Source organism: Xenorhabdus ehlersii, from assembly GCF_003610465.1.
GTDB classification, from domain to species: Bacteria; Pseudomonadota; Gammaproteobacteria; order Enterobacterales; family Enterobacteriaceae; genus Xenorhabdus; species Xenorhabdus ehlersii.
Genome location: NZ_RAQI01000001.1, coordinates 742,834 through 762,205, shown reverse-complemented (window position 1 = coordinate 762,205; position 19,372 = coordinate 742,834). Strand labels below are relative to the sequence as shown.

The following is a 19,372-nucleotide window of genomic DNA, read 5'->3' as shown; positions in this document are numbered from 1 at the left end:
ACTGGCAATATCTGCTTCCAAAGGAGGGCAGATGTACCGCGTTGAGGCACTCCCTTTCAGGCTACGGGAGTTTTACAGCCACCCAAAGGCGATCGTTGCAGGCTCACCGATCATTTAAGAAACAGGGTGATTCTTAAAGCATCCCGTCAGCACGTCAATCAACAACCAGATCATCAGACTTTTTGATTTGCCCGCCTGACCTTACGCGATTGGGTGACCGCTTTGTCATTCAGCATCCCTTTACAACCCGGGTAGTTCACACAGCCCCAGAACGGCGAGGTTTTTCCCTGCCGCTGCCGCATCCGGCTGCCACAGTTCGGGCAGTCCGGGGTTTTCGGTAACGTCAGGTGTAACGGTTGGGCTTTGCCGCGTTCGACTAAATGCAATAGCCATTGCGCCTGTTTCTGCATAAACACCGCCAGCGACGTTTTACCCTGCGCAATATCCTCCAGCGACTGCTCCCATAACGCGGTCATGCCCGGACTGGTCAGAACCTCCGGCAACCCGGCAATCAGTTCGCGTGCCAGTGGTGTTGACTGAATCGCTTTCTTTTTCCGCTCAATCAGCCGGCGTTTAAACAAGGTGTCCAGAATGCCGGCACGGGTCGCCTCCGTGCCCAGTCCGGCATTCTCACGCAAGACCTGCTTTAATTGCGGATCACTGACCAGACTGGCCGCATTTTTCATCGCAGCAATCAACGTGCCTTCGGTAAACGGAGCCGGCGGTTTGGTCTGCAGTGACCGGATGTTAGCTTCAACAATCTGGCAACAATCGCCCTGATGCAGCACCGGTAAGGGCAAATCTGTCTCCTGTTCTGTCTGCTCTCCGGCTTCATCGGTCAACAACGTTTTCCAGCCTGTTACCACATTCACCCGCCCTTTCGCCCGGAAGCGTTGCCCGCCGATATCCAGCGTCACTTCCGTCATATCCGTTTCCTGCACGGGCAGAAACTGGGCCAGATAATGCTGACGAATAAGCTGATAAACCTGTAACTCATCGGTTGTTAACCGGGTGAGGTCAAAAGCGTGACGTGTGGGGATAATGGCATGGTGAGCCGTGATTTTTTTGTCATTCCAGACGCGGGAAACAAGTTGTTCGTCCAGTTGACTGATAATGTCAGTCATGGCCGGGTCGGTTCGCGTCAGTGCCGTTAATACCACCGGAATATCCGCCTGCATGGACACAGGCAGATACCCACAATCCGTGCGGGGGTATCATGATCCTTGATCTCCGGCCTTGGCTTTTAAATTGAGTCGGCAAAAATAATGTCAGGGCTGCACCCTGTGACGTTGAACAGGATGCAGAATGACACAACTTCAATACGGACTATTTACGAATTTCATTGTTATAACGTTCATGGAGCATCAGCTCCCACGATTGCCCGCCTTTGGTGCCAAACACCACCCGCACAGACGTCTGCCCGTTTTCCAGCGCTTTTTTCCAGGTGGCTAAGGACTTATAGGCTTCTACCGCTTCTTTGGTACGCAGTCCCAGCACCCAGGCCAGTTGCATCACCGCCGCCACGCGCCGATCTTTTTGTTCGACCTGCTGAAAAATTTCTCTGAATGCGGCCGGTGTCAGCGCAGCTTTTGTTCCCTTACGGCGGGTGTTTGCAATTCCCAGCGCCCGGTTGTTCAGCCGCGCATTGTCGGTGGATGCTAACTTGTGTTTTCCGGCCCGCGCCAAAATCATGCGCAGTGCCGACATCTCATTTTGCAGGGTTCGGTGGCTGATATGGCTGGCTTTACGTTCAGCAATATAGCGCTCAATGTGTCGGGTTTTCAGGCTGTCCATCTGCCGGAGCCTGATGCCATTGTCTTTCAGAAAGCCAAGAAACTGTCGGGCAATCCGCTCACGATCGGCCACCGTGGCAAAACTCCCGCCCGCTTTCCGGGCGTGGGTAATAAATTCTTTTCTGAACCGCTCAATTTTCGAACGTGCTGATTTCTGCGCCATTCCCGCCTCTCCTGCTAATTTGCCGTGTTTTTATTCATTTTTAAACAAATCCCTGCATGTCGGTTCAGGTTCACCGTTCCGTGGTGCGCCAGACAATGTGTAGCAGAGCGAGGGTTATGTTAAGTTTTTGCAGGAGTTCGCTACGTGCTCAGCACGGCGGTGGCATACTCCCCGTTCAGTGCCTGATTCACTCAGGATGAACGCCTCATTATCTTGACGTGATGAATTTCTCCTTCATTTTTACTGCATCAGCCTGCAATCAGGCAATGGGTTGAAAATCCGATAAGACGATCGTTTATCAATCAAACAAAATGGCGGTTAGTGGTCTGTTATGAGTGGTTTCACTGAGTAATGCGGGGTTCAAATCGGCCGTAAAGTCAGGCTCTACGTGCTCTGGACGTTGGACGCCTGGCGGCGTCACTTGGTCATCGCTGCGCTTTAACGCAAGTGACGCCGCGCCGTTTTCGGGACGTTTATTGTGATAAATGCACAATGTGGATGAATGCTGTACCGATGAAAACGGTATCGATCAGCGTAAGACAGGAATGTTCTGTTCTATTGTGTGGTCAGCCGGTTTCACTGTGAGAGCGGGAAACTTTCATCGCCAGACGAGGGTTTAGGTGTCTGACAATATCTGCTTCCAAAAGTGCGCAGATGTACCGCATTGTCTGCACTCCCTTTCAGGCTACGGGAGTTTTAACTCGCCACTTAAAGGTGTTGGTAATAATAAAGAGAGATAGTAATAACTTCCTCAGAGAAGAACAATTTTTTTGAACTGTGGCTCATGTATATTCTTCCGGAAGAAGAAAGATGGTGCTGTTTACAATTAAAGGGGGTCATATATTAAATGGTTAGTTGTTGTGATAGGCTTCCTGCTTTTTAAGGAGGAAGCATGGCCAAAGTTGACGTCTATTGCCATTATTGTCATAAATCCGAACAGGTAAAAGGACATGGAAAAGGGAATGGCGGTCATCCTCGTTATCGCTGCTATACCTGCTGTAAGGCTTTTCAGTTGGAATACACCTATCAAGCCTGCAAACCCGGCGTTAAAGAGCAGATTATCGACATGGCGATGAATAACGGGGGAATTCGTGACACCGCTCGAGTCCTGAAAGTCGCAACGGCTACCGTCATGAAAACGTTAAAAACCTCACGCCCCGAAACGTAACGACACTGCCCCTTGATGGAAATAACTTTCAGCTTATCTGTGAAATAGATGAGCAATGGTCGTTTGTGAGGAACAAGAAAAATCAACGCTGGCTTTGGTATGCTTGGGAACCCCGCCTGAAATGAGTAGTGGCCCCTGTTTTTGGCGATCGCAGTAGAAAAACGTTAGACAAGCTGCTTGCCCTCTTATCGCCCTTTAATATTCGGTTTTACTGCCCGGATGATTATGTTGTTTATAACAACCTTCCCGAGGAAGAGTGCCTGACTGGAAAGATGTTTACTCAGCGTATAGAGAGAACGAATTTAACGCAGCGTATTCGAGTAAAAAGACTGAATAGAAAAACTCTCAGTTATTCAAAATCCGAAGAAATGCACGATAAGGTGATAGGGACTTTTATTGAGCGTGAGTACTATTTTTAATATTCAATCTAACCATTTAATACATGACCAGTTTTTAGAGGTTCCCCATAGTATATTGTCTAAACATTCATCATTATCAATAAAGTTAGAAGTCTGACCAATTTTTGGAACAATTAATATAAGTGAGATTTATTGATTGGTGGATATTTAACCCCTACAATATTACTTTAATAAATTAACAATTTTAATATGTAAATTGTATTGACTTGTTACGGCTTTAAATATATTGTTTCCAAATAGATGTGGATGCAAGTTATTTGTTAAATAGATTGTTATAAATTTAATGAAAAAATCTAATTGTAAAAAATCAATCTTTGCCAAAGTGAATAACCTTTCTAAATCAAAGGGTTTAGATATTTTTAGGAAAGAAATTGTCTTTTTAAATTTTTTTCTTATATATATTTTCTCTATGGCTATATTTGATATTGGCGATCCTGCTTTTGAATATATAGACTACATTATTGCGATAATGTTGTTGGTTTGTTTCATTAGCATGATTGTTAAAGTGATTAATGAATCTCACTTTTTAAAATATGAATATGGAAATTATGATTTTCTAAATGAAAAAACAGTATATTCATTTAAATTTCTCACATTTTTAATTTTAATTTCAGGAATTATAATTCTTTATTTTATATATTCATATTTATCAGTAATTATTAAATATGACTTTTCATTAAAGCTATTCTTTTTTATTTTTTATAGCGTCATTTTATATTTAATTATGAAAATTTTCAACTAAACTAAATAAGAGACATTTATTATGCGTGAATTAACAGGTTATGACTACAATTTATTGATAGTGATGAATGTTCAGATAATATCCTATAACTCTGTCATGCATTTCTATGGATTTTGAAAAAGATAATGTTTTTCGCGTCAGTCTTGCCAAATGCTGACGAAGGTTCAGATTATGCCTCTCTATACGTTGGGTATAACGCTTACTGACCACATGCAGTTTCCCTGCCAATGCTTTTTCATAACTTTTCCAGCCATCTGTCATATAAATAACGATATTGAAAGGTGCCAGCAAGGCCATCAGGCGCATTAATGTTTTCTTTGTCCTTGAACCAAAAACATGTGCGATCACTTTTCGTCTTGTCCTGTCGTAGGCGTAAAAGAGCCAGCGCGACTGTTTCTTTGACTTCACGTACGACCATTGTTCATCCATTTCACAGCAGATAATCACTTCGGTGCCGGGTGCAATGGCTTCTGTTACCGATTTGGGTTTGAGCTTTTTAAGTGGCGAAGCACGGTATTTAGGCCAATCCCCATCACCCGCGCTGTCGCCCGACATCCCAGGCCATTCATGGCCATATCGACGATTTGCTTATGGGTTCCGGGGCGACATGCGGCATAAGTGAACTCAAGTTGCCAGGAATGACGGCAGGATTGGCAAAGATAACGCTGATGACCAGAACGTGAGCGCCCATTGCGATGGATCCCTTTAAACGCACGACAAGCGGGGCAGGTTACATCAATCTTTGCCATTTGAATGTTCTCCAAATAGAAAGATTATACATGATCAATAAATTGATATCACAACCAATTAACAATTCAAGAATTTGATTTAGTTTCTGGTGCTGGTGATACAGGCCCTAGGCTGTGTCCCTTAATGTAAATTGATAGTATTCTCATCTAAACTGTTTTCAATATGGGAAAAAGATGATGGCACGCTACGACATTCCTGATGACGCATGGATAGTGATAGAACCTTGTTTGCCCCCGGTCCATTCAGAGCGAGCAGGACGTCCACATGTTGAACACCGCCGTGTGATGAATGGGATGTTCTGGGTCTTGTGCTCCGGGGCACCGTGGCGTGATTTACCTGAACGCTATGGCCCTTGGAAAACGGTCTATAACCGATTTAATCGCTGGTCAAAATCGGGCATTATCAACAAGATATTTAATCGGTTACTGTCCATTCTGGATGAAAAAGGCTTGATTGACTGGGCTGAAATTTGCCTGGATGGCAGCAATATTCGCGCGAGTAAAGATGCCGCAGGCGCGAAAAAAAACATCCCGATATCACTGACGATCATGCGCTGGGTCGCTCACGCGGTGGTTATGGCACCAAAATCCACCTGGCAACCGACGGAAAGGGTTTTCCCCTCAACCTGATGTTGACCGCTGGGCAAGCTCATGAAAGTCAATCCGCCATCCCTTTGCTCGACGGCATTGGTATACAACGCAAAAATGGTTTCATGAAACGACGTGGCAAAGCCGTGCTGGCAGACAAAGGGTATTCGAGTAGAAAGCTCCGCGGTTATCTGCGTAAATTGAGGATCAAAAGCGTTATTCCTTATAAAATCAATGAAAAAGGCAGTGCTGATGGTCGTACGCAATTTGATGAACAGGCTTATCGTGACCGCAATGTTGTCGAACGCTGTTTCGGTTTTCTGAAAGGAAATCGGCGTATTGCAACCCGTTACGAAAAAACCGCCCGAAACTATTTGTCCATGGTGAAATTAGGCTGTATTCGACTCTTTTACAGGCGGTTATCTAATTAAGGGACGCAGCCTAGTTACACCAATCAGGTAGCAGGAGCAGTAGCTGGAGGCGTAGTTGGTAAACAGGTTGGAGGATGGGCTGGCTTTCAGGCTGGAGTTATGGCGGGTGCTGCGGTTGGAAGTGTTGTTCCAGGAGTTGGTACTGTAGGTGGTGCGATTGTTGGAGGTCTGGCCGGTAGAATAGGAGGAGGGGTAGTTGAGCAAGCTGCAGGTGCTGAGGCTGGTCGCAGGGCTGCAGGCTCATCATTTATACGGGATTTGTTTACAAGACCTCCAGTACCAGAAAGTGGAAGTCACTACTGCGGGGATACAGGTTGTAATTATTGTTAATATTAACCTAGATGCTGTCGTCATGAGATTTTCAGCCAAAGGACAAGGCAACGGATTTGCACTGCGGCAAGAAAAGACGCGCTATTTTTTGCATAGCGAGTGGCTATACCACGCCAGCGCTTAAGATGAAGGAAAGCATTTTCAACCAAATGGCGAAGCCGATAGAGTTCACGATCATATTCTCTGGCGACCTTCCGATTTTTCCGGCTAGGGATCTGGACTTGCATGCCCTGTTGTTTCGCTTTTTCTACTATTGCATTGCTATCATAGCCCCTGTCCGCCAATAGATGCTCTGCATCGAGTCCTTTAATTAAGGCCTCAGCTTGTGAACAATCTGCTGGGGTACCGCTTGTAATAACAATTCTGACCGGCATACCATGCGCATCCACGGCCAAATGTATCTTGGTATTGAGCCCCCTTTTGTGAGCCCCATCTCCTGATTACCCCCTTTAGCGCCTGTCGCATCAGGATGAACCTTAATATGGCTGGCATCAATCATTAACCACTCGAAATCGGGGTCATTAACCAATTGTTCGAGCAGTTTTTCCCATATCCCTTTATCTCTCCAGCGACAAAAACGGCGGTGGGTATTTTTCCAGTCACCATAATCAGTATGTAGGTCTCGCCAAGGCGCACCCGTCCGTAAAATCCAAAACACCCCATTGATAAAACGCCGATTATCTTCAGCTACACGCCCCCAAGCGCCTTGACGTCCTGGCAAATGAGGTTCAAGTAGGCTCCAGACGCGATCTGAAATATCGTGGCGGCGGTGTGCAGGTGTACTCATGGTTAATCAACTCTTATGATGGAATGATGGGGCATTATTATTGCACGAAATTTCTCATGACGACACCATCTAGTATCTTTTTATATGTGATTAAATTTCACTGAATGAAATTCAATTCCCTTTTATATCAATAGAATGAGTAATTTCATTCCCCCTGACATGAACGCATAACTATATATGTTTAGATACTTCCTTAGATAAGGATATTATTTTATATATCATTTTGAACTTGGGGTGTGCTCAGTACTCTTATTTATTATTTATTATTTATTATTTATTATTTATTATTTATTATTTATTATTTATTACGTTTTGATTATGATGCACAACTCATGTTCAAATTATTATAATTAATTTATGTTAGTATCTACATTTATTGTAAAAATAGTAAATATGATGACAATTAATTTTAATATTGAAAAGAAATATTTTTTAGATAATTTTTTTGAAAAAAAACATATGTATTTAAGGGCATATATGATGTGAATTTTATAAACAGGAGTGAAATAGAAGATATATACAATCGTTCTGACTTAGAATCATTTGAAGGACTTAAGTTAATGTATAATGGTATTCTAGATAAAAGAGAATACCTAGAATCTTATCAAGATTTAGGGAATACAAGATATAGATATATCTACTCTAAGTTATATGATTATTTAAATGCTGGTGCAACATTAGTTGCAAATGGTATTATCAACGAACCTAAAATTGATTATTTAGCTAAATGCTGTTCTTCATTGACAGATAGTCATACTTTTTCAAGTATATATTTATCTTATGGAGAGAAAAGTTCATTTAAACCCCATTGGGATAGCAGAGATATTTTTGTAATACAACTAACTGGCAAAAAAAGATGGGTTATTTATGAGCCATCATTTCAAAACCCTTTGTATGTACATCAATCAAAGGATATGGAGGATATATATCCATGTCCTTCTGAACCATATGATGATTTCGTATTGGAGGCTGGAGATGTTCTTTATCTTCCTAGAGGTTGGTGGCATAATCCATTACCTGTTGGTGAAGAGACTATACATTTATCTGTTGGAATTTTTCCACCTTATGTCTTTAATTATTTATACTGGTTATCAAATAAAATAAATGATTTTGAGATAGGGAGGAAATCTCTTCCTAGATCATGGGTACAAGCTAAAAGCGAAATTGAGGATTTATCAAAGTTTATTTTTAAATATTTAGGTTCAGAAGAAGCATATAATGAATTTTTACAATCAATTGGCTCAGAACAAAGAACACCAAATAAATTGAATTTAGATTTATTTTGCAATAATAAATCTAAACTATCTGACAAGGCATATTTAAGAATAAATTCAAATAATAATTTATCTATAGATGATGGATATGTAATTTGTAATGGGATTAAATTAAACTTAGATCATGGATCTACTGAATTGCTTAAGAAAATTGATGATAATCCATATATTTCTCTTAAAAAATTACTCTCTTTCTTTGAAACTGAAATGCATGAAAAAATGAAAGAACTGATTTATAATCTTGGCTATCAAAATATATTAGAAATCATAAATGATTTATAAAGGCGACCTTTTTCGTCAAGAAGCTTTGAAAAAAAATCAATACCTATGGCTGGCCAAATGGTTTTGACCAGTCCATTTGTTTTTACTGTATTGACATACCTTTCCAGCTTGCTTGTAATATTTATTATTATATTTATCATTTTTACTGAATATTCTAGAAAAACATCAATAAAAGGTCAAGTTTATCCTAAAGATGGAATGTCTAAGATTTACTCTAAAGAAAGTGGTGTTATTAGTGATATTAAGGTTAAGGATGGACAATTTGTTAAAAAAGGGGATGTTTTAGGTGTTATTTATAAGGCTCAGTATATAAATGAAGGAACATTGCAGGATAGTTTAAAAGAACAAGCAATTCTAAAGAAAATTACATTAATCAATGAGATCAATAAAATGGAGTCTCTTCAAGTTAACCGAATTGAGTTGCTTAAAAATAATCTTAATGGTTTAATTAAACAAAAAGAACAAATAAAAATTCAAATAAAAATACAAAAAAAGAGATTAAATGATTTAAGGGAAAATACATATAGATATAGAAATTTAGAAAAAAAAGGTTTTATATCAAAAGAATATATGTCTTCGATTGAGAGTAATGAGTTAGAACAATTAGAAAGACTAAATGTAACTAAAAAAGACCTTATAGTAATAGATCGTTTAATTACTGAAAAAGAATTGGAAATTGAGGAGGCTCCATTAAAAAAAATTATAGAACGACAAGAAATAGAAAGAGTATTGTCTTCTGTTAACCAAGAAATCTTAAATATTGAAAGTCAGACTGAGTCTGTAATAAGAGCCAATTCATCCGGCTTTGTTAATATTAACAATTTTGAGTTAGGCTCATATGTGGATCAATCAACATTACTATTGAGTATAGTTCCTAGTAACCAAGATCTTGTTCTTCATTTATATGTACCTAATCAGTCTATAGGATTTATAAAAATCGGAGATATTGTAAATATAAAATATTCAGCATATCCATATCAAAAATTTGGAATATTCAAGGCAAAAGTTACATCTGTTAGTCGATCTGCTATGGCTGCTCAGGAAGTAAAAAGTATAGGAAGTGTATTTCCAGCATTAAATGCCACAAATGAACCAGTTTACTTAATAAAGGCTGAGCTTGAAAAACAATATATTGAAATTAATAAAATCAAGAAGCCATTGGAGATTGGAATGACTATTGATGCGGACATTTTGCATGAAAGAAGAAAATTATATGAGTGGATGTTTGAGCCTTTATTTTCAATAAATGATAGTATTTAAAATGATAAAATTGAATCAGATTAGATTTTGGTCTTCTAATAATTTGCCAGTTATATTGCAAACAGAAATGGCTGAATGTGGTTTAGCTTGCCTCGCGTCCATTGCTTCTTTTCACGGGTATCAGATTGATTTACTTTCACTTAGGAGAAAGTTTTCTGTACCCCTTACTGGTATAAATCTTAATGATATTACTAACTATGCTAAAGAACTAAATCTATCCTATAGAGCAATTCGTTTAGATATTGATGAAATAGAACAACTGACATTACCATGTCTTCTCCACTGGGGGCTTAATCATTTTGTAGTGCTAAAAAAGGTATTATCAAAAAAAATAATTATTTTGGATCCAAGTATTGGTATAAGATACTTAAACTTTGATGATTTTTCCGATTATTTTACAGGTATCGCTGTTGAATTTTGGCCAAATAATGATTTCAAAAAGGATATTTTTAAAGAACGAGTAAATGTTTCAAAGTTTATTAGAAATATATCAGGAGTAAAAAAATCAATAATAAAAATATTATTTTTAGCTTTTGCACTAGAGTTTTTTGCGCTTATTAGCCCATATTATATGCAATTAATAATTGACCATGGGGTTGTTTCTGAAGACAAAAATTTAATATTATTGTTATCGTTTGGATTTGGCATATTACTAATTTTTGAACAAGTTATAACTATTGTGCAGAGTTTACTAACTACATATATTAGTACTAATTTGAACATACAATGGAAATCAAATGTTTTTACACATTTAATCAATTTGCCAATAGATTTTTTTAGAAAAAGGCACTTGGGTGATATAATATCAAGATTTTCTTCTATTGATAGTATACAAAATACTTTAACATCTTCTTTTTTTATCTCTATATGTAATAGTTTTGTATCTGTAATTACGCTTTTTATTATGCTAATGTATAATTTTAAATTGGCTCTAATATCAATAATTACACTTCTTATTTATATGGTCATACGAATTGCATGGTATTTTCCTTTAAGGGAAATTTCTAAAGAAAATATCGCTCATGCAGCAAAACTAAGTTCTAACTTTATGGAAACAATAAGAGGTATAAAAACGATAAAAATTTTCGGAAAAGAAAATTATAGATATAACTCTTGGTTATCATTATCTATTGATACACTTAATTCAAGTCTTAAAACTCAAAGATTATCTTTGCTCTTTTCTTTTGTTAATAAAATATTATTTGGAATTCAAAATATATTGATAGTGTATTTAGGTACACTTCTTATATTTGATAATGTATTTACTATTGGAATCTTAATGTCATTTTTGGCATATAAATCCCAATTTGAGTCTAGAGTTCTATCTCTTATTGATCAGTTTATTTCGTTGAAAATGCTAGGAATTCATCTTGAGAGATTATCAGATATTGTCCTAACTGAAACAGAGTTTAATTCTGATTTATCTCTGAAAGAAAAAGAAATATCGTCAAGTAATGTAAAAGTTAAAAATCTCTGTTTTAAATATAATGATAACTCCCCTTATTTGATAAAGGATTTATCTTTCAATATCCCGGCTGGAGATTCTGCTGCTATAATAGGGGCTTCGGGATGTGGTAAGTCAACATTGCTTAATTTAATGATGGGTAGTATTCTACCTACAGAAGGGAAAGTCATAATTGGAAATGTTGCAGTTAATGAATCTCATATTAAAAGCATCAGGGATAGTATAGGTTATGTTGCACAAGATGATGCATTATTTTCTGGCTCCATTATGGATAATATAACTTTTTTCGATGAAAAACCTGATATAGAAAAATCGGTAAATTGTGCTAAAATAGCTGCAATACATGATGATATAATGAAAATGCCCATGAAATATGAAACATTAATTGGAGATATGGGAACTGTTTTATCTGGAGGCCAAAAACAGAGATTATGTTTGGCGAGAGCATTATACAAAGACCCTAAGATTTTATTTTTAGATGAAGCAACTAGTCACCTTGATGTTGAGAATGAAATGATAATTTCATCTAATCTAAAAGGCTTGAATATTACAAAAATAATGGTGGCACATAGAAAAGAAACAATTGAATCCGCAGATATAATTATTAATTTAAATAATTTTAAAGCTTAAATGACACTCCTGTTCCAACAATATGATAATTTGTTATTTAAGAACAAGTTATCATATTGGAACAGGTTCACATTAATTTGGTAAAATTAAAACATCTTCTGGCAACTAAATAACCAGAATTCTGGATAAGAAATTGACGTGAGGGCTGTTCCGGGCGCAAAGTTTTGGTGACCACAACAGCTAGCATCCGTGACACAACACGGGCACTGCATATCAGTATTAATGCCGTTGTTCGCACTTTAAAAAATTGTCCCCACGATGGCCGGACGTAAAAATCATTATTGCGGCAGATAATGACTGGCATAGCCCCGGCAAACCCAAAGTAAATATCGGCAGGATCTCAGCAGAGAAAGCAGCGCTGACGGTGAATGGCTGGATCTCGTTACCACCGACAGAGCATAAAGCCGACTGGGACGATTACCGCCAACAACATGATGTGGAAAGGGCAAAATTGGCTTTTTTTCAGAGGCTTTATCGACCAACATCAACCGAGAAAAAAGCAGCCGCTCAACCTAATGATACCGAACCTTCCAAGCTGACATTATGCCAGATGGGAGCCAGCCAGCGCGGGGAAGTCTTGCTGGCGCGTTATGACGGTGATTTAGCATTGGATAGCGCTTCGGAAACCGTTCATCACTATGACGGTACTGTCTGGTGTCCGGTTAGTGACCGCGATTTAAAACGGGAAATGGTGGCAGCCTTCATGGAAGAGAAACTACCGTACTCACCGCATGGCATCAGCTCTGCGGTGGATGCCCTGAAATTACAGCTTCCCATGATGCAGCCACCAGAACGGCACTTAATCGGATTCAGCAATGGCGTGTTTGATCTGAGAACATGCCAGTTCCGGCCTCACCACAAACATGATTGGTTATTGCTTGCCAATGACGTTGAATTCAATTCCCCAATTTCGGAGGAAACTCTGCAAGACCATGCCCCACAGTTCTGGCGCTGGCTCAATCGGGCAACGGCCAACTGTGAGAACAAGTTTGATCGGGTACTGGCAGCGCTGTTTATGGTGCTGGCAAACCGTTACGATTGGCAGTTATTTTTGGAAGTCACTGGTGCCGGAGGCAGTGGCAAAAGCATCTTTGCTGAAATCTGCGCGATGCTGGCAGGCAAAGGCAATACGGTTTCTGCCAGTATGGCGGCACTGGAAAACCCACGGGAACGGGCGCTGATTGTCGGTTATTCTCTGATTATCTTACCAGACCAAACCCGCTATGTGGGCGATGGCTCCGGTATCAAGGCGATTACAGGCGACGACGAAGTTGCCATTGACCCGAAGCACAAACAGCCCTATTCAACCCATATTCCAGCAGTGGTACTGGCGGTAAATAACAACGCCATGAGTTTCAGTGATCGCAGTGGTGGTGTATCGCGGCGTCGGGTGATTTTCAACTTTTCCGAAGTCGTACCGGAAAATGAACGTGATCCACTCTTGCGGGATAAAATCGCAGCAGAATTGCCTGTGATTATCCGGCACCTGCTTCATTGGTTCGCTGAACCACAAGCCGCAAGACATTTACTGGCAGAGCAACAAAAATCTGCGGAAGCATTAGATATCAAACGCAGCACCGATCCACTGGTCGATTTCTGCGGCTACCTGCTTGCGACCGATGAAGCGGATGGCCTGTTAATCGGCAATGCGGAAATTATGCCGTTCAATCCCCGTAAATATCTTTATCACGCTTACCTTGCTTATATGAAAGGCAATAACCTGAACAAACCTGTTTCTGTAACGCGTTTTGGCATGGATATGTCTGGCGCATTGGCAGAGTACGGTCAGCATTACCTGCGTAAGAAAAGCAAACACGGCATTCGTAGCAACTTGAATCTAGATCTTGATACCGCCATCGAGTGGATGCCAAAACTGACAAGGGATAACCTACCGGAAGAATAATTTTTTTCTTTATTGCTGATAGTTTTCAAAGAAATATAAAAAAGTGTTCACCACTGTTCACTCTATAATTTAAACCCTATATATCAATGTATTATAGGGTGAATAGTTATTTTTAAACTGTTCACAACTCTTCACTACTGTTCACCCTTTTCAGATATGAGGTGAATGGTTGGGTGAAGAGTGGTGATGAGTTCAATTTCAAGTCATCATCCTTTAACAATATGAATTTAAATAAAAATATTCAAAGGTGAATAGGGTGAACAGTTTTATTACTAATTCTCTAATAGGGTGGGGTAAGCAAAAAAGTTTTCTCTAGCAGGTGTTTTTTAGCTCTCCGATTTACCTGGATAATTTATTAGCCCGGTAAATCGGAGAAGACAAGCGCAGCGCGTTAGTGTAATCACAGGTCAAAATGATTGTTGGGAGGTTTTAAACAGTATATCAGAAACTAATTTGAGGGATAGCCAACTATACCTTCAATCATGACATAATTTTATTATTGCCAATAAAAAAACATCCAACTTCACATCTTTGATCTTTCCCAACACATTACTCTTATATTAAAAAATATTATGATATTTTTTAATATCCTGTTGTTTAACTTTCAGATGTTGTGGTAAAAATAATCACTAATTTTATTAATGGTTTAATAAAATAACATGTTTATGTTTTTACTTTAACATATATCACCCAAATCAAGCATGTAGAAAAATAGTGAATGGGGAAGAGTAAATGATTGTTGACAACTCGCATTACTTTTTGTTTTCAAAGGCTTTTATAAAAATATGCATTGGTAACGGAATTAATGTAAACCTGAAACTGGAAGGATTTTCGGCCACGGGTTCGATAAAATTCAAGTCAGCACTGCACATGATAACGCAACTGGAACGTGAGGGAAAACTACTTCCAGGCATGCGAGTTATTGAAAGTTCATCAGGAAACCTCGGTTTAGCATTATCAATGATTTGTGCTGCTAAAGGCTACAAATTTACCTGTGTCAGTGACCCTAACATTTCACCGCAGACCGCACGCATTATTGAGGCCTACGGAGCAAAATTGATTGTTGTGCAGGCACGGGATGAAAATGGCGGTTTTCTTGCTACCCGTATCAACCTGATCAAATCTATGCTTGCGCAGGATGAACAGTTGCTCTGGATTAACCAATATGAAAATGAGGAAAATGTCAGGGCTCATTATCTCTCAACTGGACCGGAGATTCTGGACGCTTTTCCCTCACCAGATTATGTTTTTATCGGTGCGGGTACAACTGGTACATTAGGCGGGGTGTCACGCTATCTTCGGGAACACGCACCTTCTGCCCGTATAATTGCAGTGGACAGTAAAGGTTCCGTCACTTTTGGTCACCCAGCCGGAAAACGTCTTATCCCCGGTCTTGGCACCAGCAATCCTCCTGCAATCCGCACTCATTCAAGTTTTGATGAACTACTGATGGTTCCAGAAATTGATACCGTGGCAATGTGTCATCGGTTAGCTCAACACGGTCTGCTATTAGGCGGATCGTCAGGCACGGTACTGGCTGGTATTGAGCAATATGCTGCTATTCTCCCCGCAGGATCATGTGTAGTGGCTATTTCACCGGATATGGGAGATCGTTATATCGATACTATTTATAACCCCAATTGGGTAAAAACCCACTTTCCTATCCTGCAGCCGGAAGCAGAGGTTGTCTAGGACACTTTAAATAACACGTGAATAAAGAGTAATTATGGCAAATACAACACCTTCTTTTACGGTAATTGGTGCCGCACAAATCGCTCCTTGGCTCAATGCGAACCCCGACACTCTTGTGGAGGCGGTCAAACAGGCTTATCTGCAACATGCTTACGGGAAAACTATCAGTCCGGACAGCTATTTTCTTCGTTTTCCAGATCATCCTCGGCAGAGGATTATTGCACTACCTGCTTCCATCGAAAGCGATAACCCGATTACGGGTATTAAGTGGATATCCAGCTTCCCAGAAAATATTGATAAGGGGTTGGATCGTGCTTCGGCAGTGCTTATTGTTAATGACCGACATACAGGTTATCCGCGCGCCTGCCTTGAGGGCAGTCTGATCAGTGCAGCACGTACCGCTGCCTCGGCAGTACTCGGTGCCAGTTACTTGCATCCAACACCAAAAAAGATCAAACGGCTTGGCGTGGTAGGATGCGGTCCTATTGCATACCGTACTCTAGGATTACTGGTAAAAATGGGATGGGAAATCGATACACTCTGTGTGTGCGATCTCAGTGAAACCCGTAGCCAAATGTTTCGCGATAAGTCCATTGGTTGGGCTGGAACCAGTTGCAGTGCATCGTTGGAATCCACCATCAGTGAATCAGATATGGTACTGATTGCCACTTCAGCTAGCCAACCCTATATTACTTCTCCCGCTTGGTTTAGCCATGCGCCGACTGTGCTACACATGTCATTACGTGATCTGGCACCAGAAATAATTCTGGCGGGACAGAACGTAGCGGATGATGTCAGCCATTGCTTGAAAGCGCAGACTTCACCCCACCTCGCTAGTCAACAGGTAGGTCATCATGATTTTATGGCAGGGGGAATCGCTGATTTAATCGAACAGCGCGTTGTTCCAGACAATAACCGACCGCGTATATTCTCGCCATTTGGTATGGGAATCCTCGATCTAGCAGTAGCACAACAGCTGCTGGAGACACTCAATGCAGAAGATAAAGTATGCATTTATAACTTCTTCCCTGACGCATATAGCGGGAGTTGATCGACACATGAGTAGCGTGATTAAACGTGAAGTGATGCTGGCTTTTAGGCGCTCCTTACCTCTTCTAATTTCATCAACCCTTTCTGGAGTAGTGTTTGGAGCTCTGGTCATATCGGGTGGCCTGACTATCAAAGATGGCCTAGTAATGTCTGGTTTTATCTATTCCGGCGCTGCCCAGTTTGTTGGGCTGCAGTTAATCCTGTCGCATACCGGACTGATGGTAGCACTGATCACTACTTTGCTACTGAGTTTACGCTTTTTTCTCTACGCTATTTCGTTGATTGATGAGGTGAAGGCAATCCCACTCAGTTGGCGCATTATGCTGGCATTTGGCCTGATCGATGCCGTATTTGTGATGGCAAAAGAACGCTTTAGTGAATCAGGGCAACAGACAGATAAAAATATCTATTTTATGAGTTGTGTGCTGATTTTTTATTTTAACTGGATCATAGGCACCGCTATCGGGCTGTTTCTCGGCGATATGTTGTCAGCTTTTGCGTCTGCTTGGGGGCTGGAGTTTATTGCCTACGCCACATTTGTCGCCATGCTAGTTCCCTATCTGAAGGTGCCTCGCAATCTGGCTGTTTCATTGGTTGCGCTGGCGGTATGGGTGTTGTGCGCTCGTCTACCTTATAACCTTGGCATTCTGATCTCCTGTGTTGCTTCGGTGACTATTGTTAAATTGGTACAAGAGCTGCGCCAGCGGAAGATGATAAAGAAGGTGAAACAATGAGTCATACCATGATGGTGATCCTAGCCATGGGTGTCACAGTGTTTGCTGTGCGCAGCATAGCGTTTATTTTCGCTAATTATATTACTCTGCCACCGATAATTAAGGATGCATTTGAACTACTGCCGCCAGCCATTCTAACCGTTATTATCGCTAACGGTGTGATGATAGACACACAGACAGCAGCACTGAATCTTTCTTTGGGTAATACCTTTATGCTGGCTACGTTGATAACTGTCATCATTGCAACGCGGATGAAAAACTTCTTCGGCGTCATTTTGGTGGGTTATTTGGTGTTTCTCGCGTTACGTGCGTTGATGGGGAGCTAACTAATGAATGCTAGTCAACCAGATTTTCTCCGTCTCTTACAGGAGTTTTTCCCAGAAGTTGAGCCAGAGAAACTGCTACAGCAGAACCTGCTACAACTTGGCGCAGACTCCATTATAGCAGCTCTTCTGGCCGCTCGAATTTGGCATTTTTGGGATATCAGTCTGTCGGTCAAGTGCCTGCTGGACTTGAAGTGTTGCGCCGATATCTTAGCGCTACTGCCAACAGAACCACGGCAGTCTCCACGAGAGAAAGAGTCGGTCAAGGAAGGCGAGATCTTTCATCAGACCGATGCCCAGCAGATGATCTATCTGGAACTGTTTCGCCAGCCCGATACAACAGCCTACAACATCCCTCTCATTGCTGTCATTCCTCAGGCAATTGCACCCCAGCGTTTTCAGCAAGCGCTGCAGCAGGCGGCCGAAAGATTCCCAGCTCTGTTTTGCCGCTTCTACGATGAGAATGGACAACTGCTGTTCCGTTACACTGGTACTCAAACAGTACCACTGCAACGTTACGACAACCTGCAACAGGGTAGTGCAATATTCGTACAGCCCTACCAGTTAAATAAAGATCTTTTGCTGCGTGCCGCCATTGTTCCATGGGACGGGCAACAAACACTATTGATGCTCGATTTTTGTCATATAGCTGCTGACGGTTTGTCAGTCGGTTTTTTCCTGCGCCAGTTACGAGCTGCTTTGCTTTCTATTCCGCAGACAGAAGAGACACCTAGTTTGTTTGCCTGGAGCTGTTGGATGCAGCAAGCAGAGTACCGTATTGAACGGGCAGAAGCAGAACATTTTTGGCATAAGCGACTTTCGCCAGCGCCAAAAAAGCCTCGCTGGCCACTACAGCAGATACCAAAAAGCAACGGTTTTGGTTATGCGGTACAGCAGGTGCATCTTGATAGTAAGCTGTGTTCGACGATCCGCAGCAGAGCTAGAGTTGAGGAGGTCACACCTTTCACTCTGTTTCTGTTAGCTTGGGCATTGTTGCAAAGTGACGTAACCGAATGCTGGCAGGGTCGAGTCGGCCTCGTGGTTTCAGGGAGGCATGCTCCCGCTTGGCAAGAAACTTTCGGTATGTTCGTTAATACATTGCTATTGCCAGTGGATCTTGAGCCACAACAGAGTATTGCCGATACTCTGGCAGCTCTCTCGCAGCAGACACAGCAGGCTCTTGCGAATCAGCACTATCCATTCATTGCTCAGCGTGAGCTATTACAGGATGACGAAACAGAAAGCCCACTAGATGCGCTTTTCGCCTTTCAGAATATTGATTATCAGAATATTGATTTTCTAGGAGGGCAGTTCCGTACATTTTACGAGGCAAAGCGTATGGCACAGTTCGGTATGGTAATTCATGTATTTGATCGGCAGCAGCAAGGCTATGAAATCCAGTGGGAACACGCACCAGAATGTTTCAGTAGTTCGCTGGTAACTAGTCTACTTCGCCGCTATCAAGCAATTCTGCAGGCACTGGTCACTCACCCTACACATCTTCCTATAATTCAGTGCATTAATGACGAAGACACCACTACGTCGGCATTGTCAAACGTCACGACTGTAGATTTTAACTTTTTCTGAGA

The 19,372-nt window shown here is 41.0% G+C and carries 13 protein-coding genes and 4 pseudogenes; 13 read left to right on the top strand and 4 right to left on the bottom strand.

Translation table 11 applies throughout. The annotated features are described in order from the left end of the window. Positions 1 to 173: 173 nt before the first annotated feature. Positions 174 to 1,214, bottom strand: a pseudogene (locus BDE27_RS03630) (DNA topoisomerase); the annotation flags it as partial. 136 nt (positions 1,215 to 1,350) lie between these two features. Further along, a pseudogene (locus BDE27_RS03625) lies at positions 1,351 to 1,956 on the bottom strand (integrase domain-containing protein); the annotation flags it as partial. Between the two features lie 892 nt (positions 1,957 to 2,848). Here BDE27_RS03625 and BDE27_RS03620 point away from each other — a divergent pair. Next, positions 2,849 to 3,543: pseudogene (locus tag BDE27_RS03620) on the top strand (IS1 family transposase). A gap of 793 nt (positions 3,544 to 4,336) precedes the next feature. Here BDE27_RS03620 and BDE27_RS03610 read toward each other — a convergent pair. After that, a protein-coding gene (locus tag BDE27_RS03610; protein ID WP_244208676.1) for an IS1 family transposase occupies positions 4,337 to 5,034 on the bottom strand; the annotation gives its coding sequence in 2 pieces (ribosomal slippage) (positions 4,337 to 4,785 and positions 4,785 to 5,034; 699 coding nt in all). 177 nt (positions 5,035 to 5,211) lie between these two features. Here BDE27_RS03610 and BDE27_RS03605 point away from each other — a divergent pair. Both BDE27_RS03605 and BDE27_RS03600 read left to right on the top strand, forming a co-directional pair. Then, a protein-coding gene (locus BDE27_RS03605; protein WP_120211323.1) for an IS5 family transposase occupies positions 5,212 to 6,053 on the top strand; the annotation gives its coding sequence in 2 pieces (ribosomal slippage) (positions 5,212 to 5,554 and positions 5,554 to 6,053; 843 coding nt in all). Between the two features lie 99 nt (positions 6,054 to 6,152). Further along, positions 6,153 to 6,383 carry a hypothetical protein gene (locus BDE27_RS03600; protein ID WP_099134154.1) on the top strand — a complete coding sequence of 77 codons (231 nt, stop codon included), beginning with the start codon at positions 6,153 to 6,155 and terminating at the stop codon, positions 6,381 to 6,383. Positions 6,384 to 6,403: 20 nt separating this feature from the next. Here the strand turns inward: BDE27_RS03600 and BDE27_RS03595 are convergent. Continuing rightward, positions 6,404 to 7,170, bottom strand: a protein-coding gene (locus BDE27_RS03595) for an IS5 family transposase (RefSeq protein WP_099134150.1) whose coding sequence is annotated in 2 segments (ribosomal slippage) — positions 6,404 to 6,795 and positions 6,795 to 7,170 — 768 coding nt in all. Because the reading frame shifts where the segments join, the coding sequence is not laid out codon by codon here. Positions 7,171 to 7,652: 482 nt separating this feature from the next. Between BDE27_RS03595 and BDE27_RS03590 the strand changes: the two genes are divergently transcribed. The 10 genes and pseudogenes from BDE27_RS03590 (at position 7,653) to BDE27_RS03545 (ending at position 19,370) form a co-directional block, all read left to right on the top strand. Continuing rightward, complete coding sequence (locus BDE27_RS03590; protein WP_167450537.1) at positions 7,653 to 8,726, top strand: JmjC domain-containing protein; 1,074 nt, start codon at positions 7,653 to 7,655, stop codon at positions 8,724 to 8,726. Positions 8,727 to 8,771: 45 nt separating this feature from the next. Next, a complete protein-coding gene (locus tag BDE27_RS03585; RefSeq protein ID WP_099133986.1) occupies positions 8,772 to 9,986 on the top strand; it encodes an HlyD family secretion protein in 1,215 nt (404 codons plus the stop codon). A gap of 1 nt (position 9,987) precedes the next feature. Beyond that, positions 9,988 to 12,081: a peptidase domain-containing ABC transporter gene (locus tag BDE27_RS03580; protein WP_099133989.1), complete on the top strand. Its 2,094-nt coding sequence runs from the start codon at positions 9,988 to 9,990 to the stop codon at positions 12,079 to 12,081. A gap of 179 nt (positions 12,082 to 12,260) precedes the next feature. Next, positions 12,261 to 12,340, top strand: a pseudogene (locus tag BDE27_RS20350) (IS1 family transposase); the annotation flags it as partial. Positions 12,341 to 12,409: 69 nt separating this feature from the next. Continuing rightward, on the top strand, positions 12,410 to 13,984 hold the full coding sequence (locus BDE27_RS03570; RefSeq protein WP_420882907.1) for a DUF5906 domain-containing protein: 1,575 nt from the start codon (positions 12,410 to 12,412) through the stop codon (positions 13,982 to 13,984). Between the two features lie 732 nt (positions 13,985 to 14,716). Next, complete coding sequence (sbnA, locus tag BDE27_RS03565; protein ID WP_099133985.1) at positions 14,717 to 15,676, top strand: 2,3-diaminopropionate biosynthesis protein SbnA; 960 nt, start codon at positions 14,717 to 14,719, stop codon at positions 15,674 to 15,676. Between the two features lie 34 nt (positions 15,677 to 15,710). After that, positions 15,711 to 16,727: a 2,3-diaminopropionate biosynthesis protein SbnB gene (gene sbnB, locus BDE27_RS03560; RefSeq protein ID WP_099133984.1), complete on the top strand. Its 1,017-nt coding sequence runs from the start codon at positions 15,711 to 15,713 to the stop codon at positions 16,725 to 16,727. 7 nt (positions 16,728 to 16,734) lie between these two features. Beyond that, positions 16,735 to 17,460, top strand: coding sequence for an AzlC family ABC transporter permease (locus BDE27_RS03555; RefSeq protein ID WP_167450535.1), 726 nt, complete (start codon positions 16,735 to 16,737; stop codon positions 17,458 to 17,460). Further along, positions 17,457 to 17,786 carry an AzlD domain-containing protein gene (locus BDE27_RS03550; RefSeq protein ID WP_099133982.1) on the top strand — a complete coding sequence of 110 codons (330 nt, stop codon included), beginning with the start codon at positions 17,457 to 17,459 and terminating at the stop codon, positions 17,784 to 17,786. The genes BDE27_RS03555 and BDE27_RS03550 overlap by 4 nt, the downstream gene beginning before the upstream one ends. Before the next feature lie 186 nt (positions 17,787 to 17,972). Next, entirely contained in the window at positions 17,973 to 19,370 is a 1,398-nt protein-coding gene (locus BDE27_RS03545) for a condensation domain-containing protein (RefSeq protein ID WP_167450534.1), read from the top strand. Positions 19,371 to 19,372: the final 2 nt, after the last annotated feature.